At 50.9% G+C, this 23508-nt stretch carries 18 protein-coding genes and 3 tRNA genes; 2 read left to right on the top strand and 19 right to left on the bottom strand.

The features are described from left to right. Positions 1–58: 58 nt before the first annotated feature. The 15 genes from JL719_RS06035 to JL719_RS05965 all read right to left on the bottom strand — a co-directional run bounded on the left by JL719_RS06035 (position 59) and on the right by JL719_RS05965 (position 17172). Positions 59–334 carry a hypothetical protein gene (locus tag JL719_RS06035; protein WP_129871358.1) on the bottom strand — a complete coding sequence of 92 codons (276 nt, stop codon included), beginning with the start codon at positions 332–334 and terminating at the stop codon, positions 59–61. Between the two features lie 298 nt (positions 335–632). Then, entirely contained in the window at positions 633–2606 is a 1974-nt protein-coding gene (locus JL719_RS06030; RefSeq protein ID WP_033158888.1) for an ABC transporter ATP-binding protein, read from the bottom strand. After that, positions 2603–3784, bottom strand: a complete 1182-nt coding sequence (locus JL719_RS06025; RefSeq protein ID WP_033158887.1) for an ABC transporter permease — start codon at positions 3782–3784, stop codon at positions 2603–2605. Before JL719_RS06025 ends, JL719_RS06030 begins: the two co-directional genes overlap by 4 nt. Continuing rightward, the gene (locus JL719_RS06020) at positions 3777–4853 is read right to left on the bottom strand and encodes an ABC transporter permease (RefSeq protein ID WP_033158886.1); all 1077 of its coding nucleotides are present in this window, start codon (positions 4851–4853) and stop codon (positions 3777–3779) included. Before JL719_RS06020 ends, JL719_RS06025 begins: the two co-directional genes overlap by 8 nt. A gap of 15 nt (positions 4854–4868) precedes the next feature. Continuing rightward, positions 4869–6722 carry a peptide-binding protein gene (locus tag JL719_RS06015; RefSeq protein ID WP_033158885.1) on the bottom strand — a complete coding sequence of 618 codons (1854 nt, stop codon included), beginning with the start codon at positions 6720–6722 and terminating at the stop codon, positions 4869–4871. 172 nt (positions 6723–6894) lie between these two features. Beyond that, the gene (gene fabV / locus JL719_RS06010) at positions 6895–8085 is read right to left on the bottom strand and encodes an enoyl-ACP reductase FabV (protein WP_033158884.1); all 1191 of its coding nucleotides are present in this window, start codon (positions 8083–8085) and stop codon (positions 6895–6897) included. A 357-nt stretch (positions 8086–8442) separates the two neighbouring features. Further along, positions 8443–10311 carry a SurA N-terminal domain-containing protein gene (locus JL719_RS06005; protein ID WP_033158883.1) on the bottom strand — a complete coding sequence of 623 codons (1869 nt, stop codon included), beginning with the start codon at positions 10309–10311 and terminating at the stop codon, positions 8443–8445. 98 nt (positions 10312–10409) lie between these two features. Next, positions 10410–10486 (bottom strand) — tRNA-Asp (locus JL719_RS06000). Between the two features lie 6 nt (positions 10487–10492). Then, positions 10493–10568: transfer RNA gene (locus JL719_RS05995), tRNA-Val, on the bottom strand. 13 nt (positions 10569–10581) lie between these two features. After that, positions 10582–10854, bottom strand: coding sequence for a non-specific DNA-binding protein Hbs (gene hbs / locus JL719_RS05990; protein ID WP_020482925.1), 273 nt, complete (start codon positions 10852–10854; stop codon positions 10582–10584). 207 nt (positions 10855–11061) lie between these two features. After that, positions 11062–13479 (bottom strand): endopeptidase La, encoded by a 2418-nt coding sequence (gene lon, locus JL719_RS05985; RefSeq protein WP_033158882.1) that lies wholly within the window; start codon positions 13477–13479, stop codon positions 11062–11064. Between the two features lie 172 nt (positions 13480–13651). Then, positions 13652–14929 (bottom strand): ATP-dependent Clp protease ATP-binding subunit ClpX, encoded by a 1278-nt coding sequence (gene clpX / locus JL719_RS05980; protein ID WP_033158881.1) that lies wholly within the window; start codon positions 14927–14929, stop codon positions 13652–13654. A 103-nt stretch (positions 14930–15032) separates the two neighbouring features. Then, positions 15033–15638 (bottom strand): ATP-dependent Clp endopeptidase proteolytic subunit ClpP, encoded by a 606-nt coding sequence (gene clpP / locus JL719_RS05975; RefSeq protein WP_171697797.1) that lies wholly within the window; start codon positions 15636–15638, stop codon positions 15033–15035. Positions 15639–15684: 46 nt separating this feature from the next. Next, complete coding sequence (gene tig, locus JL719_RS05970) at positions 15685–16980, bottom strand: trigger factor (RefSeq protein ID WP_033158880.1); 1296 nt, start codon at positions 16978–16980, stop codon at positions 15685–15687. A gap of 108 nt (positions 16981–17088) precedes the next feature. After that, positions 17089–17172 (bottom strand) — tRNA-Leu (locus JL719_RS05965). 69 nt (positions 17173–17241) lie between these two features. Between JL719_RS05965 and JL719_RS05960 the strand changes: the two genes are divergently transcribed. Beyond that, positions 17242–17700 (top strand): DUF192 domain-containing protein, encoded by a 459-nt coding sequence (locus JL719_RS05960; protein WP_033158879.1) that lies wholly within the window; start codon positions 17242–17244, stop codon positions 17698–17700. A gap of 2 nt (positions 17701–17702) precedes the next feature. Here JL719_RS05960 and topA read toward each other — a convergent pair whose 3' ends face one another. The 4 genes from topA to JL719_RS05940 form a co-directional block, all read right to left on the bottom strand. Continuing rightward, on the bottom strand, positions 17703–20024 hold the full coding sequence (gene topA / locus JL719_RS05955; RefSeq protein WP_033158878.1) for a type I DNA topoisomerase: 2322 nt from the start codon (positions 20022–20024) through the stop codon (positions 17703–17705). Between the two features lie 16 nt (positions 20025–20040). Continuing rightward, positions 20041–20508, bottom strand: coding sequence for a Smg family protein (locus tag JL719_RS05950; protein ID WP_020482932.1), 468 nt, complete (start codon positions 20506–20508; stop codon positions 20041–20043). 8 nt (positions 20509–20516) lie between these two features. Continuing rightward, positions 20517–21614 (bottom strand): DNA-processing protein DprA, encoded by a 1098-nt coding sequence (dprA, locus tag JL719_RS05945; RefSeq protein ID WP_225893038.1) that lies wholly within the window; start codon positions 21612–21614, stop codon positions 20517–20519. A 68-nt stretch (positions 21615–21682) separates the two neighbouring features. Continuing rightward, positions 21683–22714, bottom strand: a complete 1032-nt coding sequence (locus tag JL719_RS05940) for a LysM peptidoglycan-binding domain-containing protein (RefSeq protein WP_033158877.1) — start codon at positions 22712–22714, stop codon at positions 21683–21685. Between the two features lie 280 nt (positions 22715–22994). Here JL719_RS05940 and def point away from each other — a divergent pair, with 280 nt between their 5' ends. Continuing rightward, the gene (def, locus tag JL719_RS05935; protein WP_033158876.1) at positions 22995–23498 is read left to right on the top strand and encodes a peptide deformylase; all 504 of its coding nucleotides are present in this window, start codon (positions 22995–22997) and stop codon (positions 23496–23498) included. The last annotated feature ends 10 nt before the right edge of the window (positions 23499–23508 follow it).

The following is a 23508-nucleotide window of genomic DNA, read 5'->3' as shown; positions in this document are numbered from 1 at the left end:
TATTCCAAAACATGCGTACGATTACGCTATCGCTAATCGTACCTACGCTGGCTAGGCCTCAACCCGCGGCATGCGCGCGCTCTTCGTCGAGTAGCCATGCTGCGAAGGATGCTGAAGCAGCGCACCACTCAGCGACAGTAATCTCGCATGAGAAGAACACGTCATCTTGTAGTTGCACGAGCGTCAATAGGACACCGGGTTTTGGTGCCACGACAAACCCCTTTGCGTTGTTGAAGCACTCCGAGACGTTCGTCAGGAAGCCCATCAGATTGAAGACAGCTGGGTAGGGTTCCTTTTGACCCTGAAAGCAGGCCCGGTCGAGAGATTCAAACATCTCGTAAGGCCTGAGTCCGTCCAGACTCTCGTGCCACAAGCCCGCCGAACAAGCACAGATTGTGGTCAAGTGATCCGCTAGAGGCCTGAAGACGCAGCATGGCTCGTTGAAGTCGCCGACGATGCGACCGGCTAGATGGACCTGCATCCTTCCTGCCAAGCTGCTGCCCACGAAGCGCGGAAGCCCAGCCTCTGGGCCTGGCACTGCTTCGATTGCAAGGCCCGACGAGTGACCGAAAAGCATTGCTGTGAGGCCTAACAAGTGATTAAAAAGTTTCCGTATATCATGCCAGCTCCCCCTATACCACTAACCTCGGCACCGCCGCCAACAACCTCTGAGTATAAGCATGCTCCGGCGCCCCACAAACCTTAGCAGTCAAGCCTTCTTCAACAATCTTCCCCTTATACATCACCACCGTCCGATCACTGAGATACTCCACCACCCCAATATTATGCGTGATAAACAACAAGGTAAGATTCCGTCGCCGACGAATATCCAGCAGCAATTGCAAAATTTCCGCCTGTACCGACACATCCAGCGCACTGGTAATTTCATCGCACACCACAAACTCCGGATTTAGCGCCAAAGCCCGCGCCAAGCCGATGCGCTGGCGCTGGCCGCCAGAGAACTCGTGCGGGTAGCGCCACAAGGATTCGCGGCTGAGTTGCATGTCTTCCAGCAGTTGCCCAGCTAGTTCGATACGCTGTTCGTGATTGGCGCCGATGCCATGCACCTTCATCGGTTCGATCAGCGTGGTTTCCACCAGCAAGCGCGGGTTGAGCGAAGATTGCGGGTCCTGAAAGGCAATCTGCATCTTGCGGCGCAACGGCCGCAGTTCGCGGGCGGACAAGCCGGTGAGTTCCTGACCGTCGATGCGGATGCTGCCGGCCGTCGGCAATTCCAGTTGCAACACCGCCCTGCCCAAAGTGGTTTTGCCGCAGCCGGATTCACCGACCAAGGCGACGATTTCACCGCGCGGAATATCCAGCGATACTTCATCCACGGCCTTTACATAGTCGACGGTTTGCCGGAACAAACCTTTTTTGATGGGGAACCAGACTCTCAAATCACGGATTTGCAGTAGCGGCTCGCCCTGCTTCGTCACTATTTGAGCGGAACTCTTATGACTATCCACATCTATCCGAGCCGAGCTGGTAGTCCCCTCTCCCTCCGGGAGAGGGCTAGGGTGAGGGGAGTTCATCGAAACGTTTTGCGTTGACTGTAGCCTTAAGCCGGCGCGCTCCAGTACGGAAAGCAGTTTTTTATCGCTCTTACTCAGCAACTCATCCGACAGAGGGGGCGAGTAAGGTGAAGCATTGATTTGCATCCCCTCACCCTGCCCTCTCCCGAGGGGAGAGGGTTCTGCTCTCGCTATTACGACGGGCTCCTGTGAAATAGTTAGATTTTCCGCGCTTGGCGATTCGGCGGTTTCGGGAACAGAAGGATTGGCACCTAGGGCCGCCCTGCCCGGTTTGGCCAGATTCTCCGGCACCGCGGCCAGCAATTGTTGGGTATAGGGATGCTTAGGGTTGCGCAGTAGTGATTTACACGCGCCGACTTCCACCAGTTTACCCTGCTGCATCACGCCCACCCAATGCGCCATCTGCGCCACCACACCAAAATCGTGGGTGATGAACAGCATGCTCATGCCAGTGTCGTCCTGGAGTTTGCGCATCAGGCGCAAAATCTCCGCTTGCACGGTCACATCCAGTGCGGTGGTCGGCTCGTCAGCGATCAATAACTGCGGCTGGCAGGCTAGCGCCATAGCGATCATCACTCGCTGGCGCTGGCCACCGGATAACTGATGCGGATAGTCGCGGAAGCGACTGGCGGCGTTGGGAATTTGCACCTGCTCCAAGGCCTTGATAGTCCGCTCGGTGGCTTCGGCGTCGTCCATATCGGGATGATGCAATTGCAGAGCCTCGGTGATTTGCTCGCCGATGCTCATCACCGGGTTCAAGGAGGTCATAGGCTCCTGGAAAATCATGGCGATTTTTAAACCACGCACCGTTCGGATACCGACATCATCCAGGCTTAACAAATCCTGGCCGTTCAACAAAATCTCGCCGCTGGGGTGCGACGCCACACCGTCCGGCAATAAGCGAATCACCGACAAAGCACTGACCGACTTGCCGCTGCCGGATTCACCGACCAGGCAAAAGGTTTCGCCTTTGGGGATGCTGAAACTGATGTCGTCCACAGCTTTGACTTCGCCGCCACCGGACCTTAGATAAGTGCGCAGGTTGCGAACTTCCAACAAGGGCTGGCTCATGATTTGACCCCGGCCTTATCCGACAAGCGCGGATCGATGGCATCCCGAAACGCTTCGCCGATCAAGTTGTAGGCAAACACCGTCATGAAGATAGAGCCGCCGGGGAACACCGCCATCCACCAGTTAAAGGTCGAGGATTTGACGGCCTGATCCAGCATCGCCCCCCAGGATGGCGCATCGACCACGCCCAAGCCCAAAAAGCTTAAGGTCGCTTCCGACAGTATCGCCCCGGCTACCCCAAAGCTGACCGCCACCAATAAAGGTGCGACGCCGTTGGGGAGCATGTGTCGGAATAAGATTGAGGTAAGCGGCAAGCCGCTGGCTACCGCCGCCTGCACGTAATCCTGTTTGCGCAGCTTCAGGAACTCCTGGCGCACGTAACGCGCGTAGCCGGACCAACCGGTGACGCCGATAATCACCATCATCATGTACAGACTGCGGCCAAAGAAGGCCACGAAGGTCAGCAGCAGAAACAGCGTCGGAATGTCTTCGAAGATTTCCACCAGCCGCATACCCAGCATATCGACGACGCCGGAGAAATAGCCCATCAAGCCACCGACTACAATACCGATTGCCAAGGCAATCCCAGAGGCAATCAGGCCGATGCTCAAGGAAATGCGGCAGGCATGGATCATCCGGCTTAACACGTCGGCACCGTTTTCTTCGGTGCCCATTAAATGCGTGTGGCCTTCAGTGGCGAAGGGGGCTTCTAGGCCCTTGCTACCCAAGTCGCGCAGATAATCGACGGGGGCATAGGGAATCGGCGGCATGATTTTCCAATCGACTTGCGTGTAAGCGGCGCTTCGGAAATCGTCGTAGATCACCAGCACCGGCGGTTTGACGAAGCTATTAACCAGCAAAGCCGCCACAGCACTACCCAATAAAAACAACAGAATCTGTTTACCGCCGTCTATGTTTAGCCGGTAAACCACCAGGGCAATGAAAAAGCTGGCCAAGATCCAGGTGTCTTCGACGCTGAGGTATTCCAGCACCGGTGCGGAAATCACGCCGTCCTTGCTCATCAGCAAGGGCATGGAGTTGGCCAGAAACGGCGCGAACACCGTACAGAACACTAACAGCGCCACCCAGCCCAAGCCAAATTTAACGCCAACGCCGGCCAGGGTTTTGCGCCAGATACGCGCAGAAAAAGATTCGCGGCTAATCACGGGCTTAGTCATAACTCACCCTTGGATCGGCCAGGGTGTAACAGAAGTCGGCGATCAGATAGCCGATCAGTGTCAGAAAGCCGCTGATCCAGGTAATCGACAACACCAACTCTCGGTCGCGGCCTTTCACCGCTTCCACCGCCAATTGGCCCATGCCGTTGATGCTGAAAATATTTTCCACGATCAAGGAGCCGGCCAACAGACTGGGCAGCAAGCCGGCCGAGACGGTAATCAACGGCAATAAACTATTGCGGAATACGTGTTTCCACAGTACGTCGGTTTCGGCCAAACCCTTGGCGCGGGCGGTGCGGGCGTAATCGGCGTGCAGGTTTTCCAGAATCGAGGTGCGGGTGAGTTTGGTTAATGCCGCGAAACCGCCGTAGGACAGGCAAATCACCGGCAAGATCAGATGCCAGATTCTGTCCAACAAGAAACCTCTTACAAAGCCGCCCTCGTCCCAATACGGCAGGAAGGGCATATCCTGCGCTTCCCGGCTGCTGATGCCGGCGGTCGGGAACCATTGAAAGTACTGAACATTGGCAAAAAAACCCAATAGTAAGACGCCCGCCAACATGGTCGGAATCGACCACAAGGCCAACATTGACATGCCGGCGCCCAAGTCGAAAGCGCTGCCACGTTGGGTCGCGGCCTTCATGCCGACCATGATGGCGATGATGTAGGTAAACGGCAGGGTGACCAGATTGAGTAGCAAGGTAATCGGAATGCGCTCGGCCAGAATGTCCGATACCGGCCGGCCGTATTGAAAACTGGTACCCAAGTCCATGCCCTTGCTGAAGGAAAACTCGCCGCGCTGACCTTGGGGGTCTGTGACAAAGCCAATCGGCGAAACATTGTTCAGCCAGCGCAGATATTGCACCGGTGCCGGCTGATCCAGGCCATAGCGTTTGTTGTAATAGTCCAGCAAAGCCTGTTTTTCCTGTGGCTTCATGTCCATGCCGCCGATCAAAGTCTGGGCGCTGATGCCGCCCGGCGACATAGCCATCACACTGAACACCAGCACGGTAATCCCCAGCAAGGTGGGGATCATCAACAGCAAACGCCGCAACAGGTAAGTCAACATCGGCGAATCCTTGGCCTATTGGGTGTATTTTTGCTGCGCCAGCGGCACGTAGTTTTCCAGCGGCAGGGAGCCGAAGTTCAAACCCAGTTTGGTCATTTGCAGGTTGTGGATGCGCTTGTCGACAAATAACAAGCTCTTGCGCCGCATCAAAAAGGTATAGGGTTGGTCTTCATAGAGAATGTGCTCGGCTTGCTGCCAGAGCGGCATTCGTTTGCCTTCGTCGACGGTGCGGCGGGCATCGTCGATTAACTTGTCCAAGGCCGGGTTTTTGTAACTGACGTAGTTATCACCTTTGCTGACTGCTTGTGAGCTATGGAACATCTGGTACAAATCGGTTTCGATACCGCTGGTCCAACCCAGGGTGATGGCATCGAAGTCTTTTTTGTCCAGATTTTCCAGCATCACCGGCCACTCTTGCGGCGTGGGAATCAACTTGACGCCGGCGCGGGCGTACAAGTCTTTCAGCAACAACACCATGCGTTTGGTGTCTTCGTTGGCTTGAAAGTAAGTCAGTTTAAACTCAAAGGGCGCCCCGGCCTTGTCTTCTAATACGCCGTCGCCATTCTTGTCCTGGTAACCGGCTTCTTTAAGCAAGGCTTTGGCTTTGTCGAGATCCGCCTGATAAGGTTGTAAAGCCGCATCGTGCTGCTTGCTGGTTTTACTGAACGGACTGACGGCCGGCTCGGCGTAGTCCAGCATGACGTCCTTTATTACCCGGCTGACGTCGGTCAGATAAGTCATGGCTTGCCGCACGCGCTTGTCAGCGAAACGGGTCGGTTTGCCGCCGCGCTCTTGGTTCCAGCCGATGTAGCTATAGCCGACGACCGGTGGCATGTATTCGAAGTTTTGGCTCTTGGCCTGGATTTGTGGGTCTTTTTTCAGCTCTTGATACTCGACCGGTCTAGCGGAGTAAGAGTCGATATCACCATTACGAAAGGTGGTTAAACGGGCGCTATCGTTTTGGATGATTTTCCAGAGAATGCGATGGTAAGACGGTTGCACGTCGCCCCAGTAACGCTCGTTACGGACCAGTTCAATATTGCCTTTGTCCGGCGTCCAGTTTTTCGGATCGTTTAATCGATAAGGGCCACTACCCAATAACAAACCTTTGGACTCGTTGAATTTTTGCGGCTCTTTCAAGTACGGCTCGTAAAAATGTTTGGGCATGATGCCTATGCCACCAGCCAGGGACAACGCTTCGAAATAGGGTTCTTTGAAGGTAAACATCACTTCGTATTTACCGTTGGCTTTGACGCTTTTGACTTTTTCCAGGTAGGCCCGTTCGCGCGGCGCCTGGATCGCGTCAGTCATAATGAAATTGAAACTGAACACTACGTCGTCGGCGGTTAAGGGTTTGCCGTCGGAAAAACTGACGTCTTCGCGCATCAGGAAAGTAATCACCAAACCGTCCTCGCTAATCGTCCAGTCCTTGGCGACCAGACCCTCCCATTCCAGGGTGTCGGGGTTGCGGGTGATTAGGCTTTCCAACACATAACTTTGTACATTGGAGGCATAAGCATCACTGGACACCAGCGGCGTGATGGTTTTGAGGTTGGTGCCAAAGGCTTCCACGCTCCAGTCGCCTTGGGCGTAATCCGGCATACGAGTAGCAGTATGAGCGCGTTGAAATGCTTGTGCGACTTCGCCACTATTCGTCGAATTTGATGATGCGTTTGCGGCAATCGCGCCGGAGGCGATAGCCCCGCGCAGTTCGCGCATATCCTTGGCTTGCTCAGACAGCGCGGCTTGCATTTCACTCAATTTCAGCCATTGCCGATCGATTTGGTACATCGCCAACACGACCAACAAAATGGTCAAACTGAGTAGCGCATAGAGAATCCAGTCTCGGGTTGAGGATTGTGTTTGCATGTGTCCAATGTTTCGCAGAAATTAAACAGAAACTTGAGCGACGCTTTTGCTTGTGGCTAGCACTATCCGCATCGGTTTGGGGTTCGCCGATAAAGCCGCCTTTGCAAAAACGTCAGGTGTCCTTACTTTTTAACCCGGTGGGTCGCCGCCGCGCTAGCCACCGGGGTAATCTTTACAGCAAGTTGGTAATCGGTGCCTCGGGATTGACGTCGGCATCGTAATCCACGCCGTCTACTTCAAAACCGAACAACTTCAGAAACTCGTGTTTGTAACCGGCAAAATCGCTCAATTCGTTGATATTGTCGTTGTTGATTTGTTCCCACAAAGCCGTGACCTTGTCTTGTACTTGCGGTTGCAGTTCTTTTAAGTCGGCACGCAGGCGGCCGGTGTCGTCCAGAATGGGATTGGCGCCGTAAAGACTATCGCGGAACAAGCCATTGACCTGCTCGATGCAGCCTTCGTGAGTGCCCTCTGCCTTCATGGTTTTGAACAGCAAGGCCAAATACAAAGGCATGACCGGAATCGCCGCGCTGGCTTGAGTGACTACGGCTTTGAGTACCGACACTCTGGCGTCGCCGCCTAATGCTGCCAATTTATTGCGAATATCGATCACACGTTTGTCCAAATCTTTTTTGGCCGCACCGATGGTGCCGTCCCAATAAATGTCCCAGGTGATTTTTTCGCCCAAATAAGTGTATGCAGTGGTTTTGGCACCTTCCGCCAAGACGCCGGCGTCGGCCAGCGCATCGATCCACATTTGCCAGTCTTCACCGCCCATCACGGCCACCGTGTTGGCTATTTCTTCCTCGGTGGCTGCCGGCAGGGTGAATTCTTTGATAATCTCTTTATCGGTATCGATACCGTTTTGCACCAAGTCCTTGCCGATCGGTTTCAAGGTCGAATTGTGGGTGATGCCGGTTCTAGGATTGGTGCGACGCGGCGCGGCTAAGCTGTAAATCACCAGATCGACTTTGCCCAAGTCCTGTTTGAGAGCGTCTATGGTTTTTTGTTTGATCTCGTCGGAAAAGGCGTCGCCATTGATGCTTTTCGCGTACAGTCCTTCAGCTTCGGCAAATTTATGGAATGCCGCAGAATTGTACCAACCGGGAGTACCCGGCTTATCGGCCGTACCCTCGCGCTCAAAAAACACACCCAGCGTTTTCGCACCGGAACCAAAAGCCGAGACAATCCGAGATGCCAGACCGTAGCCGGTAGAAGCGCCCAAAATCAGCACATTCTTTGGACCATTAGCGATGGCGCCGAAACTTTTGACGTAGTCGATCTGCTGTTTGACATTGGCTTCGCAGCCGACCGGATGGGTGGTGACGCACATAAAACCGCGTACGCGAGGTTTGATAATCATGTTGATCCTTAAATCAAGCTATTAAAAATTAAGACGAGTGTCGCTTTCGCAGCGATGTTTGTTACAAATTTTAAAGTTTATCCCATGATATGGCTGAACAGGAAAATAATATCGATGGTATCCGAAGCGAAAAATCGCCTTATTCGGCTATCCGCGACTATGTTAATAAACGTCAGCCTAAAAGCCAATGTGGGGCGGACGCTGCTGGCTATTCACTCACCGGGCAATGGTTATAGCGACTAACTAAAAGTCGCTGACTAGAATCCGCAACAACATCCTCTTTGCTAAGCGCTAACTGCTTAATCAAGCAAAAAAAAGGGAGCACTAAGCTCCCTTTTTGCAGGCCCACCTTGCGGTTTACTGTTTTTGCGTATTGATAACGATCTCGGCTTTAGTCTGCAACGCATTCAATACCGCTTCCATCTGCGCCTTACCAAAGGCGGCCGAGATGTTTTTGGCAATCAAGGCCTGTTTGCTCTTGTCACTATCCGACATGACACCCTCGTGTACATTGTTGACGCTAACCACCAATTTACCGCCCTTGGCTTCGTCAATTACCGCCACGCTAGGCTGACCGGCCTTCGGTTTGGCGGTTCTAAAAATCTCTTGAGTAACAGCCGCCGGCAATTCACTGGTAGTGCGTGTCAAGCCATTGATTTTTTTGGTCTGCAAATGCAGCGCTTCGGCGATTTGCGCAAGCGTTTTACCGCCAACCAATTCCTGCTTAATTTTATCGGCAGTTGCGATGGCCTGCTGTTTTGCTTTATCTTGCTGAATCGCAGTAATGACCTCAGCCTTAACTTCCTTGAGCTCTCTGCTGGCGGCAGGTTGATGCGATAACATACGCAACACCACAACTTTGTCGCCGCCAATTTCCAGCGGCTCGCTGTTGCTGCCTTTTAACACATCTTCGGAAAACGCAGCCGCCCGAACTTTTTCGTCGGCAGCGATACCTTCACCCGCGGTGCGAGTAAACGCTTGGGTTTTGCTGGTTGCTCCACCCAATAGTTGCGCAACCGCCGCCAAACTATCAGGATTTTCATAACTGACTTCGGCAACTTTCTCGGCCAAGGTATTAAATTTGGCTTCGGCCTGCGCTTTTTGATAAGCCTTGCTGACTTCGGCTTTTACCGCTTCGTAAGGCTTTACGTCGCCCGGTATCAATTCGGTGACTTTAATTAAATGATAACCAAAAGCCGATTTAACGGGCTCGGAGACTTCGCCCAGTTTTAAGCTGCTTGCGGCATCTTCAAAGGCTTTCTCCATCACGCCGACATTAAATAAACCCAGGTCGCCGCCATTTTTAGCGGTTAATTTATCGTCGGACACTTCGGCGGCTAAGGCAGCGAAATCCTTGTTTTTCAAATCTTGTTTGGCTTTCAGGGCTTTTTGCAGCGCTAAATCGTCGGCGGCTTTATCCTTGCTGAATGCGAACAGGATATGACTGATTTTTCTGCGCTCTTTCGTAGTGAATTGGACTTTTTGTTCTTCGTAGTAAGCCTTTAACTGCTCTTCAGTAGGGCTAATATCTGCGGCCAATTTATCCAATGATAATTCCACGTATTCGATAGCCACCTGCTCGGGAGTCTGATACGCATCCTGGTGCTGCTGATAATAAGCGGTAATTTCCTCTTCGCCGGGCTGTTGACTGACAGCCGTTAACGGCACGGTCAAATATTCCACATCGCGGGTTTGGTTCTGGATTTTAAAGAAGTTGTTGATTTCCGCCGGCGTGACAAAGCTGCTATCTACCACGGCTCTTTGGAATTGCTCCATCACCAAAGCTTTTTTGATGCGATTGACGAACTCGGCTGAAGACATGCCTTGCGAACCGAGCATGGTTTGGTATTGCGTCTTATCGAACTTACCGTCTTTTTGGAAATACTCGAGAGTTTGTATGAAGTCCCTGGCCGTCTCATCGCTAACCAACAGGTTTTGATCCTGAACGTATTGCAACAACACCTCGTCGCGAACCAGCTTTTGCAAAGCCTGTTTTTTTATCGTCTCTTCGTCGAATTTCATGCCTGCCAGATTTTGCGCATATTGCTGATAGGCCTGACTGACATCCCGCTGAAAAAACTCCTTGTCTCCCACAGACACTACCGGGGCCTCTTTACCGCCGCCAAGGTAGTTTTGGATGCCCCACAATCCGAAAAGCACACAAATCAAAATCAATATGATTGATGCAAACAGACCGTGCACCTTTTCTCTAATCTCTAAAAGCATAAACGCTGTCCTTAAACAGTATTAAACCCGATCGCTTCAGGCCATAAAATTAACAGGCAAAAAAAAACCTCGGACCATACGGCCCGAGGTTTCTGTTTTGGCGGAGCGGACGGGGCTCGAACCCGCGACCCCCGGCGTGACAGGCCGGTATTCTAACCAACTGAACTACCGCTCCAAAGTCTGGTGGGTGCTGAGGGGTTCGAACCCCCGACCCTCGCCTTGTAAGGGCGATGCTCTCCCAGCTGAGCTAAGCACCCGACTAAAGAGCGGCTAGTTTACAGCATCTTTTAAAGATTTGCCAGCTTTAAATGAAGGAATTTTCGCGGCTTTAATGGTGATCTCTTCACCGGTCTGCGGATTGCGGCCTTTACGCTCTGCTCTTTCTTTAACATCGAATGTGCCGAAGCCAACCAAGGCAACGGAATCACCTTGTTTCAAAGCATCTTCTACTGCTTTGATAAAACCATCTAAAGCCCGCCCTGCATCAGCTTTAGTTAACTGGGACGCACTGGCGATTGCATCGATAAGTTCCGATTTATTCATTTATTTCCCCTTAGGATGTCGTTGTATTAATTATGCTCAGCAAACAAATGTTTGGATTTGTCCACTAACCGGTTTTCCACCAACCCGATTTACAGCCTCTCCTGGTGCGAGAGGTCGACATTTATATCAATCGCCTGCAAGCGATGTCAAGCACAGAAGTCCGCGGAAGCCACGACGCTGATGGTTTCCGCCGACCCGACTCAACTTTTAATGGGCAACAACACCCGGCTTTTTTACCTCTACTTTGCTGGTAGCTGTTTCAGTTATTTCTGCCACCGGGATTGCAGCAATGGGGGTGGGCATATGCTGTAGAGCCAACTCCAACACTTCATCTATCCAACGGACACACTTAATCGCCAAATTACGTTTGATATTTTCCGGGATCTCGGCGAGGTCCTTTTCGTTTTCCGCCGGAATCACCACTGTCGCAATGCCGCCGCGATGCGCAGCCAACAATTTCTCTTTCAGTCCGCCAATCGGTAGTACTTCACCGCGCAGGGTAATCTCTCCGGTCATCGCCACATCAGCACGCACTGGAATTTTGGTCAAAGCTGAAATAATAGCGGTACACATGCCAATACCGGCACTAGGCCCGTCTTTTGGGGTCGCGCCCTCCGGAACGTGAATGTGAATATCATTTTTTTGGAACACATCGCTGTCGATTCCCAAGATATTAGCTCGACTCCTGACCACCGTGACCGCCGCTTCAATCGACTCCTTCATCACATCGCCGAGTTTACCGGTCGTTAGCTGCTTGCCCTTACCCGGCATTACCGCAGTTTCAATCGTCAACAACTCACCGCCAACTTCAGTCCATGCCAAACCTGTCACTTGACCAATTTGATCGCTGTCTTCGGCCATGCCATAGCTAAAGCGTCTGACGCCTAGATACTTGTCCAGTGTTTTCTCGGTAACCGAGGTTCGACTTTTGCGGGATTTCAACAACAGGTCTTTCACGACTTTCCGGCAAATTTTCGAAATTTCCCGTTCCAGTCCGCGCACACCCGCTTCCCGCGTGTAGTACCTGATAATATCCTTGACCGCTGCTTCGGAGATGGAAATTTCCGACTCTGCCAGACCGTTGTTTTTGATCTGCTTCGGAATCAAAAAGCGCAGGGCGATGTTGATTTTTTCATCTTCCGTATAACCAGCCAAACGGATTATTTCCATCCTGTCCATCAAGGCGGGCGGGATATTCATCGTATTCGCGGTAGCCACAAACATCACGTCGGATAGATCGAAATCGACTTCCAGATAATGATCCGAGAAAGTATGGTTTTGCTCCGGATCAAGGACTTCCAACAGCGCCGAAGCCGGATCGCCGCGAAAATCTGCCGCCATTTTGTCGATCTCGTCCAGCAAGAACATGGGATTCCGGGTTTTGACTTTCGACAGATTTTGCAGAATTTTACCGGGCATAGAGCCTATGTAGGTACGCCTATGTCCGCGAATTTCCGCTTCGTCTCTTACCCCGCCTAACGCCATCCGCACGTACTTGCGATTGGTGGCCCGTGCAATCGACTGGCCGAGAGAGGTTTTACCAACCCCCGGAGGACCGACCAAACACAGAATAGGCCCTTTCAACGCTTTAACACGTTGCTGCACGGCGAGATATTCAAGTATCCGCTCTTTAACCTTATCTAGGCCGTAATGTTCGGCTTCCAATACCTCTTCCGCGAGTTTTAAATCGTGCCGCACCTTGGTTTTCTTTTTCCAAGGCACGTTGACCATCCAGTCTATGTAATTACGCACCACCGTGGCTTCGGCTGACATCGGCGACATCATTTTCAGTTTATTCAGCTCGGCCGTCGCCTTGGTTTTCGCTTCGGCGGACATGCCGGCCGCGGCAATTTTTCTTTCCAGTTCTTCGATCTCGTTGCTGGCTTCGTCCATCTCGCCCAGCTCTTTTTGAATAGCTTTCATTTGCTCATTCAAATAATATTCGCGCTGATTTTTTTCCATCTGCTTTTTAACGCGGCCGCGAATTTTCTTTTCCATCTCCAGAATATCGACTTCACCTTCCATCAAGGTCATCAAATTTTCCAGACGTTTAGCCACATCGACCATTTCCAGCATCAGCTGTTTTTCTTCAACTTTTAAAGCCATATGCGCCGCCATCGTATCGGCCAGGCGGCTTGGGTCGTCAATGCCGGCCAGGGAATTAAGCACTTCGGGCGGAATTTTATTATTCAATTTCACATACTGATCAAACGAATTAATCGCCGTGCGCTGCAAAACCTCCGCTTCCTGTTCGGAAATATTTAATTCGTCACTCAACTCGACGACGCTGGCCGCGCAATAATTATCAACTTCTTGGTATTTTGTTACGGAGCAGCGCTGACTGCCTTCAACCAATACTTTCACCGTACCGTCCGGCAATTTCAACAGTTGTAGGATGTTGGCCAAGGTCCCGACCCTGTATAAGTCATCAAAACCCGGTTCATCGACATCGGCCTGTTTCTGGGCAATCAGCAACACTTGTTTGTCTTGTTTTATGGCGGCATCAAGGGCATCAATAGACATACCTCTACCGACAAACAATGGAATCACCATATGCGGATAGACCACCACGTCCCGTAAGGGCAAGACAGGAATTAATTCATCTTTGGTTTTTAACTCGGTCATTTCATTTGCTCCCTTGAGCAGCTCAAAACATTAGATGTCATCCTATATGAGGATGAACTCCCAGAAAACAAGTATCTTTAATTTCAGGCAAAAAAAAGGGGGCGTTATTGAAAAAGCCCCCTTTTTTGGTTATTTCTTCGCGAGAGCGCGAGAAACGTTCAAAGCCCCTTATCTAAGAAGCGTCCGAAGCCACCAGCTTTTGCTCTGCTTCGTAAACCAAAATTGGCTCCGAATTACCCAAAATGACGTTTTCGTCGATGACAACTTTCGATATTTTGTCGTTGGAAGGCAGTTCGTACATCGTATCCAACAACACATTCTCGACAATTGTTCGCAAACCTCTGGCACCGGTTTTTCGTTCCATCGATTTGCGGGCAATCGCCGCTAACGAATCATCTCTAAACTCCAGCTCCGCACCTTCCATTCCAAACAAATGCTTGTACTGCTTGATCAAAGCATTTTTAGGCTGTGTCAGAATTTGAATCAACGCGGCTTCATCCAACTCGTCCAGCGTAGCGATAACCGGCAGACGACCAACAAACTCCGGAATCAAACCATATTTGATCAAATCCTCGGAGCGCACATCGGCAAAAATCTCGCCGACATTGCGTTTATCGTCCTTGGTTTTAACTTCCGCCGAAAAACCGATGCCACCCTTCTCGGTACGATGTTTGATGACCTTATCCAAACCGGCAAAAGCCCCACCCACGATAAACAAGATATTGGCAGTGTTGACCTGCAAAAAATCCTGCTGTGGATGCTTGCGACCGCCTTGTGGCGGGACAGAAGCGACAGTGCCTTCGATAAGCTTCAGCAAGGCCTGCTGCACTCCTTCCCCGGAAACGTCGCGAGTAATCGACGGATTATCGGATTTGCGAGAGATTTTATCGATTTCGTCGATATAGACGATCCCGGTCTCCGCTTTTTCCACGTCGTAATCGCACTTTTGCAGAATCTTTAAAATGATGTTCTCAACATCTTCACCGACATAACCAGCCTCGGTCAGCGTGGTGGCATCTGCTATGGTGAACGGCACATCCAGCAATCTGGCCAATGTTTCGGCTAACAAGGTTTTACCGGAACCCGTGGGCCCAATCAGCAAGATATTACTTTTCGCCAACTCGACTTCGTTCTTTTTGCTGTTGCTGCGCAAGCGCTTGTAATGATTGTAAACAGCCACGGCCAGAATTTTTTTGGCATTTTCCTGACCGATGACATAACCATCCAATTCTTGCTTGATTTCCTTCGGCTTAGGCAACGCACCACCGGCCACGGACATTTCATCTTCCAGCAACTCATCTCTGATGATGTCGTTGCACAATTCCACACATTCGTCGCAAACATAAACGGATGGACCTGCAATCAGTTTCCTGACTTCATTTTGACTTTTACCGCAAAAAGAACAGTAAAGAAGTTTTTCATCGTCTTTACCTTTCTTGTCTCTACTCATAGACAGACTCCACCGTGATACATTACCTCGTCATGGCGATGAAATATATCAAAAACCAACATTCAAATCACGTCGCAGTCTTGACGAAGCGACGCGACACTTATCAGGCAATACGACTAGTCAATACTTTGTCGATCAAACCGTAATCAACCGCTTGCTGAGAACTCAGAAAGTTATCTCGATCCGTATCTTGCTGAATTTTTTCCAAGGGTTGCCCGGTATGATGGGCCAAGATTTTATTCAAACGCTCACGAATAGCCAAAATCTCCCGGGCATGAATATCAAAATCCGAGGCTTGGCCTTGAAACCCCCCCAAAGGCTGATGAATCATCACTCTGGAATGAGGCAAACAATAGCGCTTACCCTGCGCACCACCCGCTAACAGCAGCGCCCCCATACTGGCGGCCTGACCGATACACATGGTGCTGACATCCGGCTTGATAAATTGCATGGTATCGTAAATCGACATCCCTGCTGTCACTGAGCCACCGGGAGAGTTGATATACAAATGTATATCCTTATCCGGATTCTCGGACTCCAAGAACAGCAATTGCGCTACCACCAGATTAGCCGAGTAATCTTCCACTTGGCCAACTAGAAAAATTACCCGCTCTTTCAGCAAACGGGAATAAATATCGAACGATCTTTCCCCACGGGCTGTTTGTTCAACCACTATAGGCACTAGACCGCCCGCCGCTTGCGGCGCCATCATTTCGCTCATCACATTTTGGTTAAACACGTTTAGCCCTCATTCGTTACTGTTTTTCCATGACATCATCAAAACCAACTGTTACGTCGGTGATTTTAGCCTGACTGACAATCCATGCAACAGCTTGGTCCTCTAAGACCATCTGCTGCACATCATTTAGCCTGGCCTTGTCGGCATAATACCAGTTCACAACGTCTTCGGGGCGCTCATAACTCTTCGCCATATCATCAATGACCGCACGCACTTTATCGGCATCGACCTTGATGTCATTCTTTTGGATGATTTCACCCAGAATCAAACCCAAGGCCACTCGACGCTTGGCCTGAGCTTCAAATGCATCCCTAGGCAAGTTCAGGTCTTCCAATTTCAAACGCATGTTTTTCGCGCGTTCGGCATAAGGCTTCATCAACGCTTGAATTTCTTGATCGATCAATGCGTTAGGCATCGCTATCACAATGTTCTCGTATAACGCATCCATCACCGCATTTTTCAACTTGTTTTTCAGACCTTGGTTCAGCTCTCTTTCCATGTTAGCCCGAACATCGCTACGGAAACTGGCCGCATCACCGTCTTCAACACCATAAGCCTTGATAAATTCCGCATCGACGACAGGTAAAACCGGCTCTTCTACTTTAACCAATTCGATCTCAAATTCGGCCACTTTGCCGGCTAATTTTTCACTGTTGTATTGCTCTGGAAATGTCACAGAAAAGGTTTTGCTCGCACCGGCGACCAAGCCTTTCAATTCGTCTTCAAAACCGGGAATCATTTGTTTGCCGCCGATTTCCACCTGGTAATTTTCGACTTTACCATCGGTAAAATTCTCGCCGTCGGCCACGCCGGAGAAATGAATGGTTACGCGGTCAGCATCCTGCGAAGCGCGTTCGACCGTATTCCAGGTTTTCTTTTGCTGACGCAGTTTTTCGATCATGCTATCGACATCAGCCTCTTCCACAGTTGCTGAGGGGCGATCCACTTTCAATGCGCTAACGCCGTCCAGAACGATCTCCGGATAAACTTCGAACTCGGCGATATATTCAAAACCTTCGGCTTTCTCGGTAGGATGGATATGCGGATGACCGGCGGGGTTTAAATCCTGTTGTTGCAACGCTTCAAAATAAGTCGATTGAATCAAGTCACCGGTTACTTCGTTTCTCACTCTATCGGCGTACAACTTTTTTACCATGCTCGCGGGCACCTTACCCGGACGGAATCCGTCCACTTTGACTTCGCGCGCGAGTTTTTTAAAGCGAGTTTCCATTTTCTCCTGAACCACGGCATCAGGAATGCTAACAGTCATTTTTCGGCTTAACTCTGATGTCTTCTCGACAGAAACTTGCATTGCATTACCTCAAAAAATTAAAAATACGGTTTTATATTTTGGGAGACCGGCCGGCGATGTTTAGATCTGGGGAACTTAAGGTCGTATCGTTACGAATAACGCAGGATATGGTGCGAGCGGGGAGACTCGAACTCCCACGGGGTTACCACTGGAACCTAAATCCAGCGCGTCTACCAATTTCGCCACGCTCGCTAAATAATTGAACGCGGCATTATAATCAGCCGCATCTTTAAAGACAACCTTATATTACTGACATTGCGCATGCACTCTTATCTTTCCAGCACCATTTTCGGCATCGCTTTTATTATGACGCTCAGCAGCGCGCGGGCTTCAGCAAACGGGTTTACCGAGTTCAACCACCCCATCAGATTTGTAAATCAACAACGTATCGTCTACGCGGCTATCGCCGCTAACGAAAGCGAACGCGAGCACGGATTGATGTTTCGGCAGACACTTGCCGAGGACCAGGGCATGCTGTTTGTCTATCCGGATCAGACCCATCGCGCGGTATGGATGAAAAATACCCTACTGGCTTTGGACGTGGTGTTTTTAGCGGGTGACGGCCAAATTGTAGGGCTGTTAAAAGATTTACAGCCCTGTGCCAAAGACCCGTGCCGAATTTATGATTCAAAAGTCCCGGCCAGATACATACTGGAATTACCAGCCGGCTTTATCGACAAACACGCAATTCAGATCGGGCAAACAGTAGCACTACCCTAGGCTCAAGCCGGTCCGTTTGCGTCGTCCGGATCACCCTCGTACGGTGTTGCGTATTTACACTCTTTCTGCGGACAGACTTTTTCGGTGCCACGGCGCTTGGTGGTTTTCAAGGTCAAAATCGGCCAATTACAATCTGGGCAACTTTCCTTGATCGGCGCGTCCCACAAGGCATAATCGCATTTTGGATATTCCGAGCAAGAATAAAAAATCTTCCCGCTGCGCGCCTTGCGTTTTAGGATCGCCCCATTCTTGCACTGCGGACATTCAACCCCGGTATCTGAAGGCTTTTCCAAGGGCTCGATGTGTTTGCATTTAGGATACCCACTACAACCGACAAACTTGCCATACTTGCCGGTCTTTATAACCAGCGTCGACTCGCATTTCGGACACACCCGCCCTTCCACCACTTCCGGTTCCGCAGACGTAGCGCCTGCATTATCATCCCCCAAATTTCGTGTATACGAACACGTCGGATAATTGGTACATCCAATAAAACGGCCATTCCGCCCCAAACGAATCGACAGCGAACTGCTGCACTCCGGACATTTTTCGTCGATACTTTCCTGAGTCACATCCTTGCGCTGCACACTCTCTTCTTTCTCGGTGATCAACTGCGTGAACGGCCGCCAGAAGTCGTTCATCAACGGAATCCAATCCTTCTCGCCACGTGACACGGCATCCAGATCGTCTTCGAGATTAGCGGTAAAACTGTAATCGACGTATTTCGTGAAATGCTCGGTCAAGAACTTATTCACGATACGCCCCACGTCGGTCGGATAAAACCGCTTGTTGTCGATCGTCACATATTCGCGGTTTTGCAAGGTCGAGATTATCGTCGCATAAGTGGACGGCCGGCCGATGCCATGTTCTTCCAAGGCTTTTACCAGACTCGCCTCGCTGTAACGCGGAGGTGGCTCGGTGAAGTGCTGGGTAGCTGCAATTTCATTCAATACAACAGGCCGCCCTTCTTCCATCGGCGGCAACAGGCTATCCTGATCGTCGGCTGCCTCCTTGCTGTCGTCCACGCCTTCCAGATACACCTTCATGAAGCCGGGATTGGTTACCGTAGAGCCGGTGGCACGAAATACGTTTTTATCGCTGCCGCAATTCAGATCGACCGCCACTTGATTCAAGGTGGCGTGGATCATCTGGCAGGCGACGGTACGCTTCCAGATCAGATCGTAGAGCTTGAATTGCTCCGCGCTGAGCCGGTCTTTCACCTGTTCGGGCAAACGCTGCACGGACGTCGGCCGAATAGCCTCGTGAGCTTCCTGAGCGTTTTTAGATTTGGTTTTGAAACGGCGCGGCTCTTTCGGCACATCATCGGCGCCATATTTTTCCGCGATCAGCGCCCGAATATCGGCAAGCGCCTCTTCGGCCAAATTAACCGAGTCGGTACGCATATAGGAAATCAAACCGACGGTTTCACCGCCCAAATCGATACCCTCGTAAAGCTGTTGCGCCACCATCATGGTCCGCTTGGTGGTAAAACCCAGCTTGCGAGCTGCTTCCTGCTGTAAGGTCGAAGTGATAAACGGCGGCGCCGGATTTTTACTGCGTTGCTTTTTTTCCAGCTTGGCGACGATCAGCTGACCATCGGCGGCTTCCAATAAGTTTTGCCTGACTTCAGTCGCTTGCGCTTCGTTGGTAAAACTGAATTGATTCAGTTTTTCGCCGTTGAAATGCGTTAATTTGGCTTTAAACGGCAACCCTTGTGCGCTGGCTTCGGCGGTATGCGACCAGTATTCACGAGTCTTGAACGCCTCGATTTCCATTTCGCGTTCGACGATCATCCGCAACGCCGGGCTTTGCACGCGACCAGCGGATAATCCGCGGCGGATTTTTTTCCACAGCAACGGCGATAAATTAAAACCGACTAAATAGTCTAAAGCTCGCCGCGCCTGTTGCGCATTGACCAGATTATTGGATAGCTCGGTGGGGTGAGCGATAGCCTCGGTGACGGCCTTTTTGGTGATTTCATGAAACACCACCCGCCGCACTTCCTTGTCTTTTAGCAGTTTTTTTTCCTTGAGATGCTCGAACACATGCCAGGAAATCGCCTCGCCTTCGCGATCAGGGTCAGTCGCCAGATAAAGTGTATCGGCATTTTTTATCGCTTTGCCTATCTCTTGCAGATGGCGTTGGTTGCGATCAATCACCTGGTATTTCATCGCAAAACCGTTTTCCGGATCGACCGCGCCCTCTTTGGGAATCAAGTCGCGGACGTGACCGTAAGAGGCCAATACCTGGAAGTCCTTACCCAGGTATTTTTCGATGGTTTTGCATTTTGCCGGCGACTCTACAATGACTAAACTTTTGCTCATGCTATCCGTAGAAAAATCAATGTAAAGAAGTGGGTATCAAGTCGTAAACTATGTCTTCCATTCGGGAAAAAGCGGCACTATCGCCGGGTTGACTTAATAACACCATCAATACAATCCATTTCAATTTATCCAGCGTAATATTTTCGTCTTTCAAGGCCATTGCCCGATCAATCGCTATCTCGCGATTAATCGGTGTCAAGATGCCGCTGTGCTCAAGATACATCAAGAAATTCCGGCATTCCATGTCGAACACGGAGATTTCCTGACCGCTAAAAATGCGGAACGAAGAGGAAACCGCCGGTGTGATGCTCTCAATTTCAGCTAAAGATTCCAGCCAATCGAACGCCTTGTTGACATCAGGCTGCTGAAAACCCGCATCCAGCAACTCGCTGGCAATCACGGCAGTATCCGGATAGTTATCGCTGTCGCCATCCAGATAATTCTCAAACAGATAAATGAGCACATCGAAAATATCTTCTTTCATTAGAACCTTTATTTGACTCTGAGGTAGCCACCACCGGCAAGTGCGGCAATGTAGCCTTGTAACTCCAGCACCAACAGCGTCGAGGAAACTTCTTCCGCCGACCAAGCGCTTTCTTGGACCAGAGCATCGACCGTTGTGGGACTGTACGGAATCAATTTCAATAGATTTTGCTGCTCCAGGTCAAGCGAAGTCTGCGCTAATTCCGACTCGGATCGCATATACCTTTGATTATAATGACCTAATTCCTCAAAAATATCTTGCGCGGTTTCAACTAATTTGGCGCCCTGGCGAATTAACGCATTACAACCGCGCGCCAAAGGGTTGTGGATCGAACCGGGAATCGCAAAAACCTCACGATTCTGCTCAAGCGCCAAGCGCGCGGTGATCAACGAACCGCTTTGCTGGGCGGCCTCGACCACCAACAATCCGACACACAAACCGCTGATGATGCGGTTTCGCCTGGGAAAGTGATTGGCTTTGGCACCAGTACCGGGTGGAAACTCGGAGACCAGCGCACCATGCTCAACTATTTGGGTAGCCAATTGCTTATGGCAAGCCGGATAAACGCGATCCAAACCGGTGCCGGCCACGGCTATGGTTTGCCCGTTTACGTTTAAAGCACCTTGGTGACTCGCGGCATCAATGCCCAAGGCCAAGCCACTGGTTACGACAAACCCAGCTGCAGCCAATGTCTCTGCAAATTGAATTGCCGTGCTGACGCCGACGGGAGAAGGGTTACGGCTACCAACTATTGCCAACTGCGGCTCTAGCAACAATGCAGGATTGCCTTTAACAAATAAAACCGGGGGAGGATTTGCAATTTCTCTCAGTTGCGCCGGATAGTCGGCATCGTCCAAGGTCAACGCATAATTTCCGGCTTGCTCCAGCCAACCAATATCGTCTTCGACCTTTTGCCAATCCGGTTTTTGCAGCGCATTGATGAGCTTTTCGCTGAAACCCAAGCCAGTTAAAGTGGTTCGCGACGCCGAGAATATCTGTTCTGGCTCAAAATGTGCCAGCAAGCGCTGAATGGCCTGACTGCCGACGCCGGGACTACGCAGCATCGCCAGCCAGTACTTGATTTGCGGATTGAGCGCGGCTTCCAAAACAGGTTAAAGAACAAACCGGAGCGGCTTAAACCAACCCGATTGAATATCGTTAGCTCGGGCATCCATTAGGGTGTCTGCACTCTATCCAGCGTGTGCATCGCAGCGGTTGCCTGCATCACTAAAGCATAGCTAACCCGTTCGAACGGCCGAAATACCATCAACACGCCAGCCAGTTCATCCGGCATTTTCACCGCCACAGCTTCCTGGGATTGATACCTATCCACGACGACATGCCCTTTGCGATACACATCCAAGGTATGCCCCACTTCCAAACCGTCGGCAGTACCTTTATCGATAACCACTACATCGCGCTGACCGATCTGCGACACACCACCCTTCACCTGAATGATGCTGCCCACCACCTGATGTTTAGGCGGTCTTGGAAAATAATTTAAGGCTAACTCACCCTCAGAAGTAGGCATCAAGCGGTCGCCGCGTTGAATTTCCATATCGGATTTATTAATCAGCAAGGTGGCCGGATCACCCGGTTCCTGTAGCGTGGTATCAGCGATATATTGCGCTTCGTAGCCCAAAATTTCCTTGGTAACCGGACTGACATAGGCCTTGCCTGCCCGGTAAATGGTATACCCCAAGCCTGGCGGGTTTTCGATGGCCCGAACGTAAACACCGTCTCCTGCCCCGGCGATCAAATGTTCACCGACAAAGCCGATGACATAAGGCGCCTGCTGCAACTCCTCCGCTGTGACGACTTTCGGCGAATTCAAGAATTGCACGATGGCATCGCTGGGAATCATTTTAATGGCTTGATCAATATCTGACTCGCGCACGCGCGGCAACAGTTTTTCGTCATTACCATCCGGTGAGAAGCTCAAGCGCGGCACACCGTTCACGTAGGAAAAATATAAGGTGTCGCCCGGGTAGATCCAATGCGGATCCTTGATTTGCGGATTGTTATGCCATAGCTGCGGCCATTCCCAGGGGTGCTGTAAAAACTTCCCGGAAATGTCCCACAAGGTATCACCTTTAACAACCGTGTACTGATCGGGATGATTGGGGTTTATTTTCAGCTCGTCGGCCCAAGCCACTGCGGCAAAAACCAGTGGTATCAATATTCCCAGTATCGCGCGAAAAAACATAATTTATCCTGCCAGAGCTTATAAAACCGTTCAAAATCCGCCGGACGAAGCGTCCAAAGGCAAAATCGGCAAGCGCCGCTGCTTTGCATGCCGCCCAGTCCAATTTGAAACAAATGCGTAAAAAATCAACCATCGATTTGCCGCACAGTTTAGATTAATTCGGGCATTATGCCAGCACGAGCCGTTCCAGACTAAACACGGCCCTATTTAGTCTTCACATTCAAACCCAAGGCAATTTCGGATAAAATCCCGCTATTACAGTTCGCAAGTGGAGTGATGGGTGAGTATTCTTAAAATTCTGGAGTTTCCCGATAAACGGTTGCGCAACGTCGCGGCCGAGGTAGACACAGTCGATGACAGCATCAAAACCTTGGTCGATAACATGATCGAAACCATGTACGCCGCCAAGGGCGTGGGCTTGGCGGCTACCCAGGTAAATGTGCATAAGCGCGTGATCGTGATGGATGTCAGCGAGAACAAGGACGAACCGATCTGCCTGATCAATCCGCAAATCATAGAGCGCGACGGCGTCGAAGAGTCCGAAGAAGGCTGCCTGTCCGTACCGGGCTTTTTCGAAAAAGTCAGCCGCGCCGAACATATCAAAGTCAAGGCGTTAAACCGCGACGGCGAAAGCTTTGAACTGGAAGCGCGCGACTTGCTGGCGGTTTGCATTCAACATGAAATGGATCATCTGGAAGGCAAGTTATTCGTTGATTATCTCTCGGCTTTTAAGCGCAACCGCATCAAAGCCAAGCTGGATAAAATTCACAAGTCGCAAGGCTAATAAGGACATT

This window comes from Methylomonas sp. LW13, from assembly GCF_016865255.1.
Taxonomy (GTDB): domain Bacteria; phylum Pseudomonadota; class Gammaproteobacteria; order Methylococcales; family Methylomonadaceae; genus Methylomonas.
This window is presented reverse-complemented; position numbering and strand designations above follow the sequence as displayed.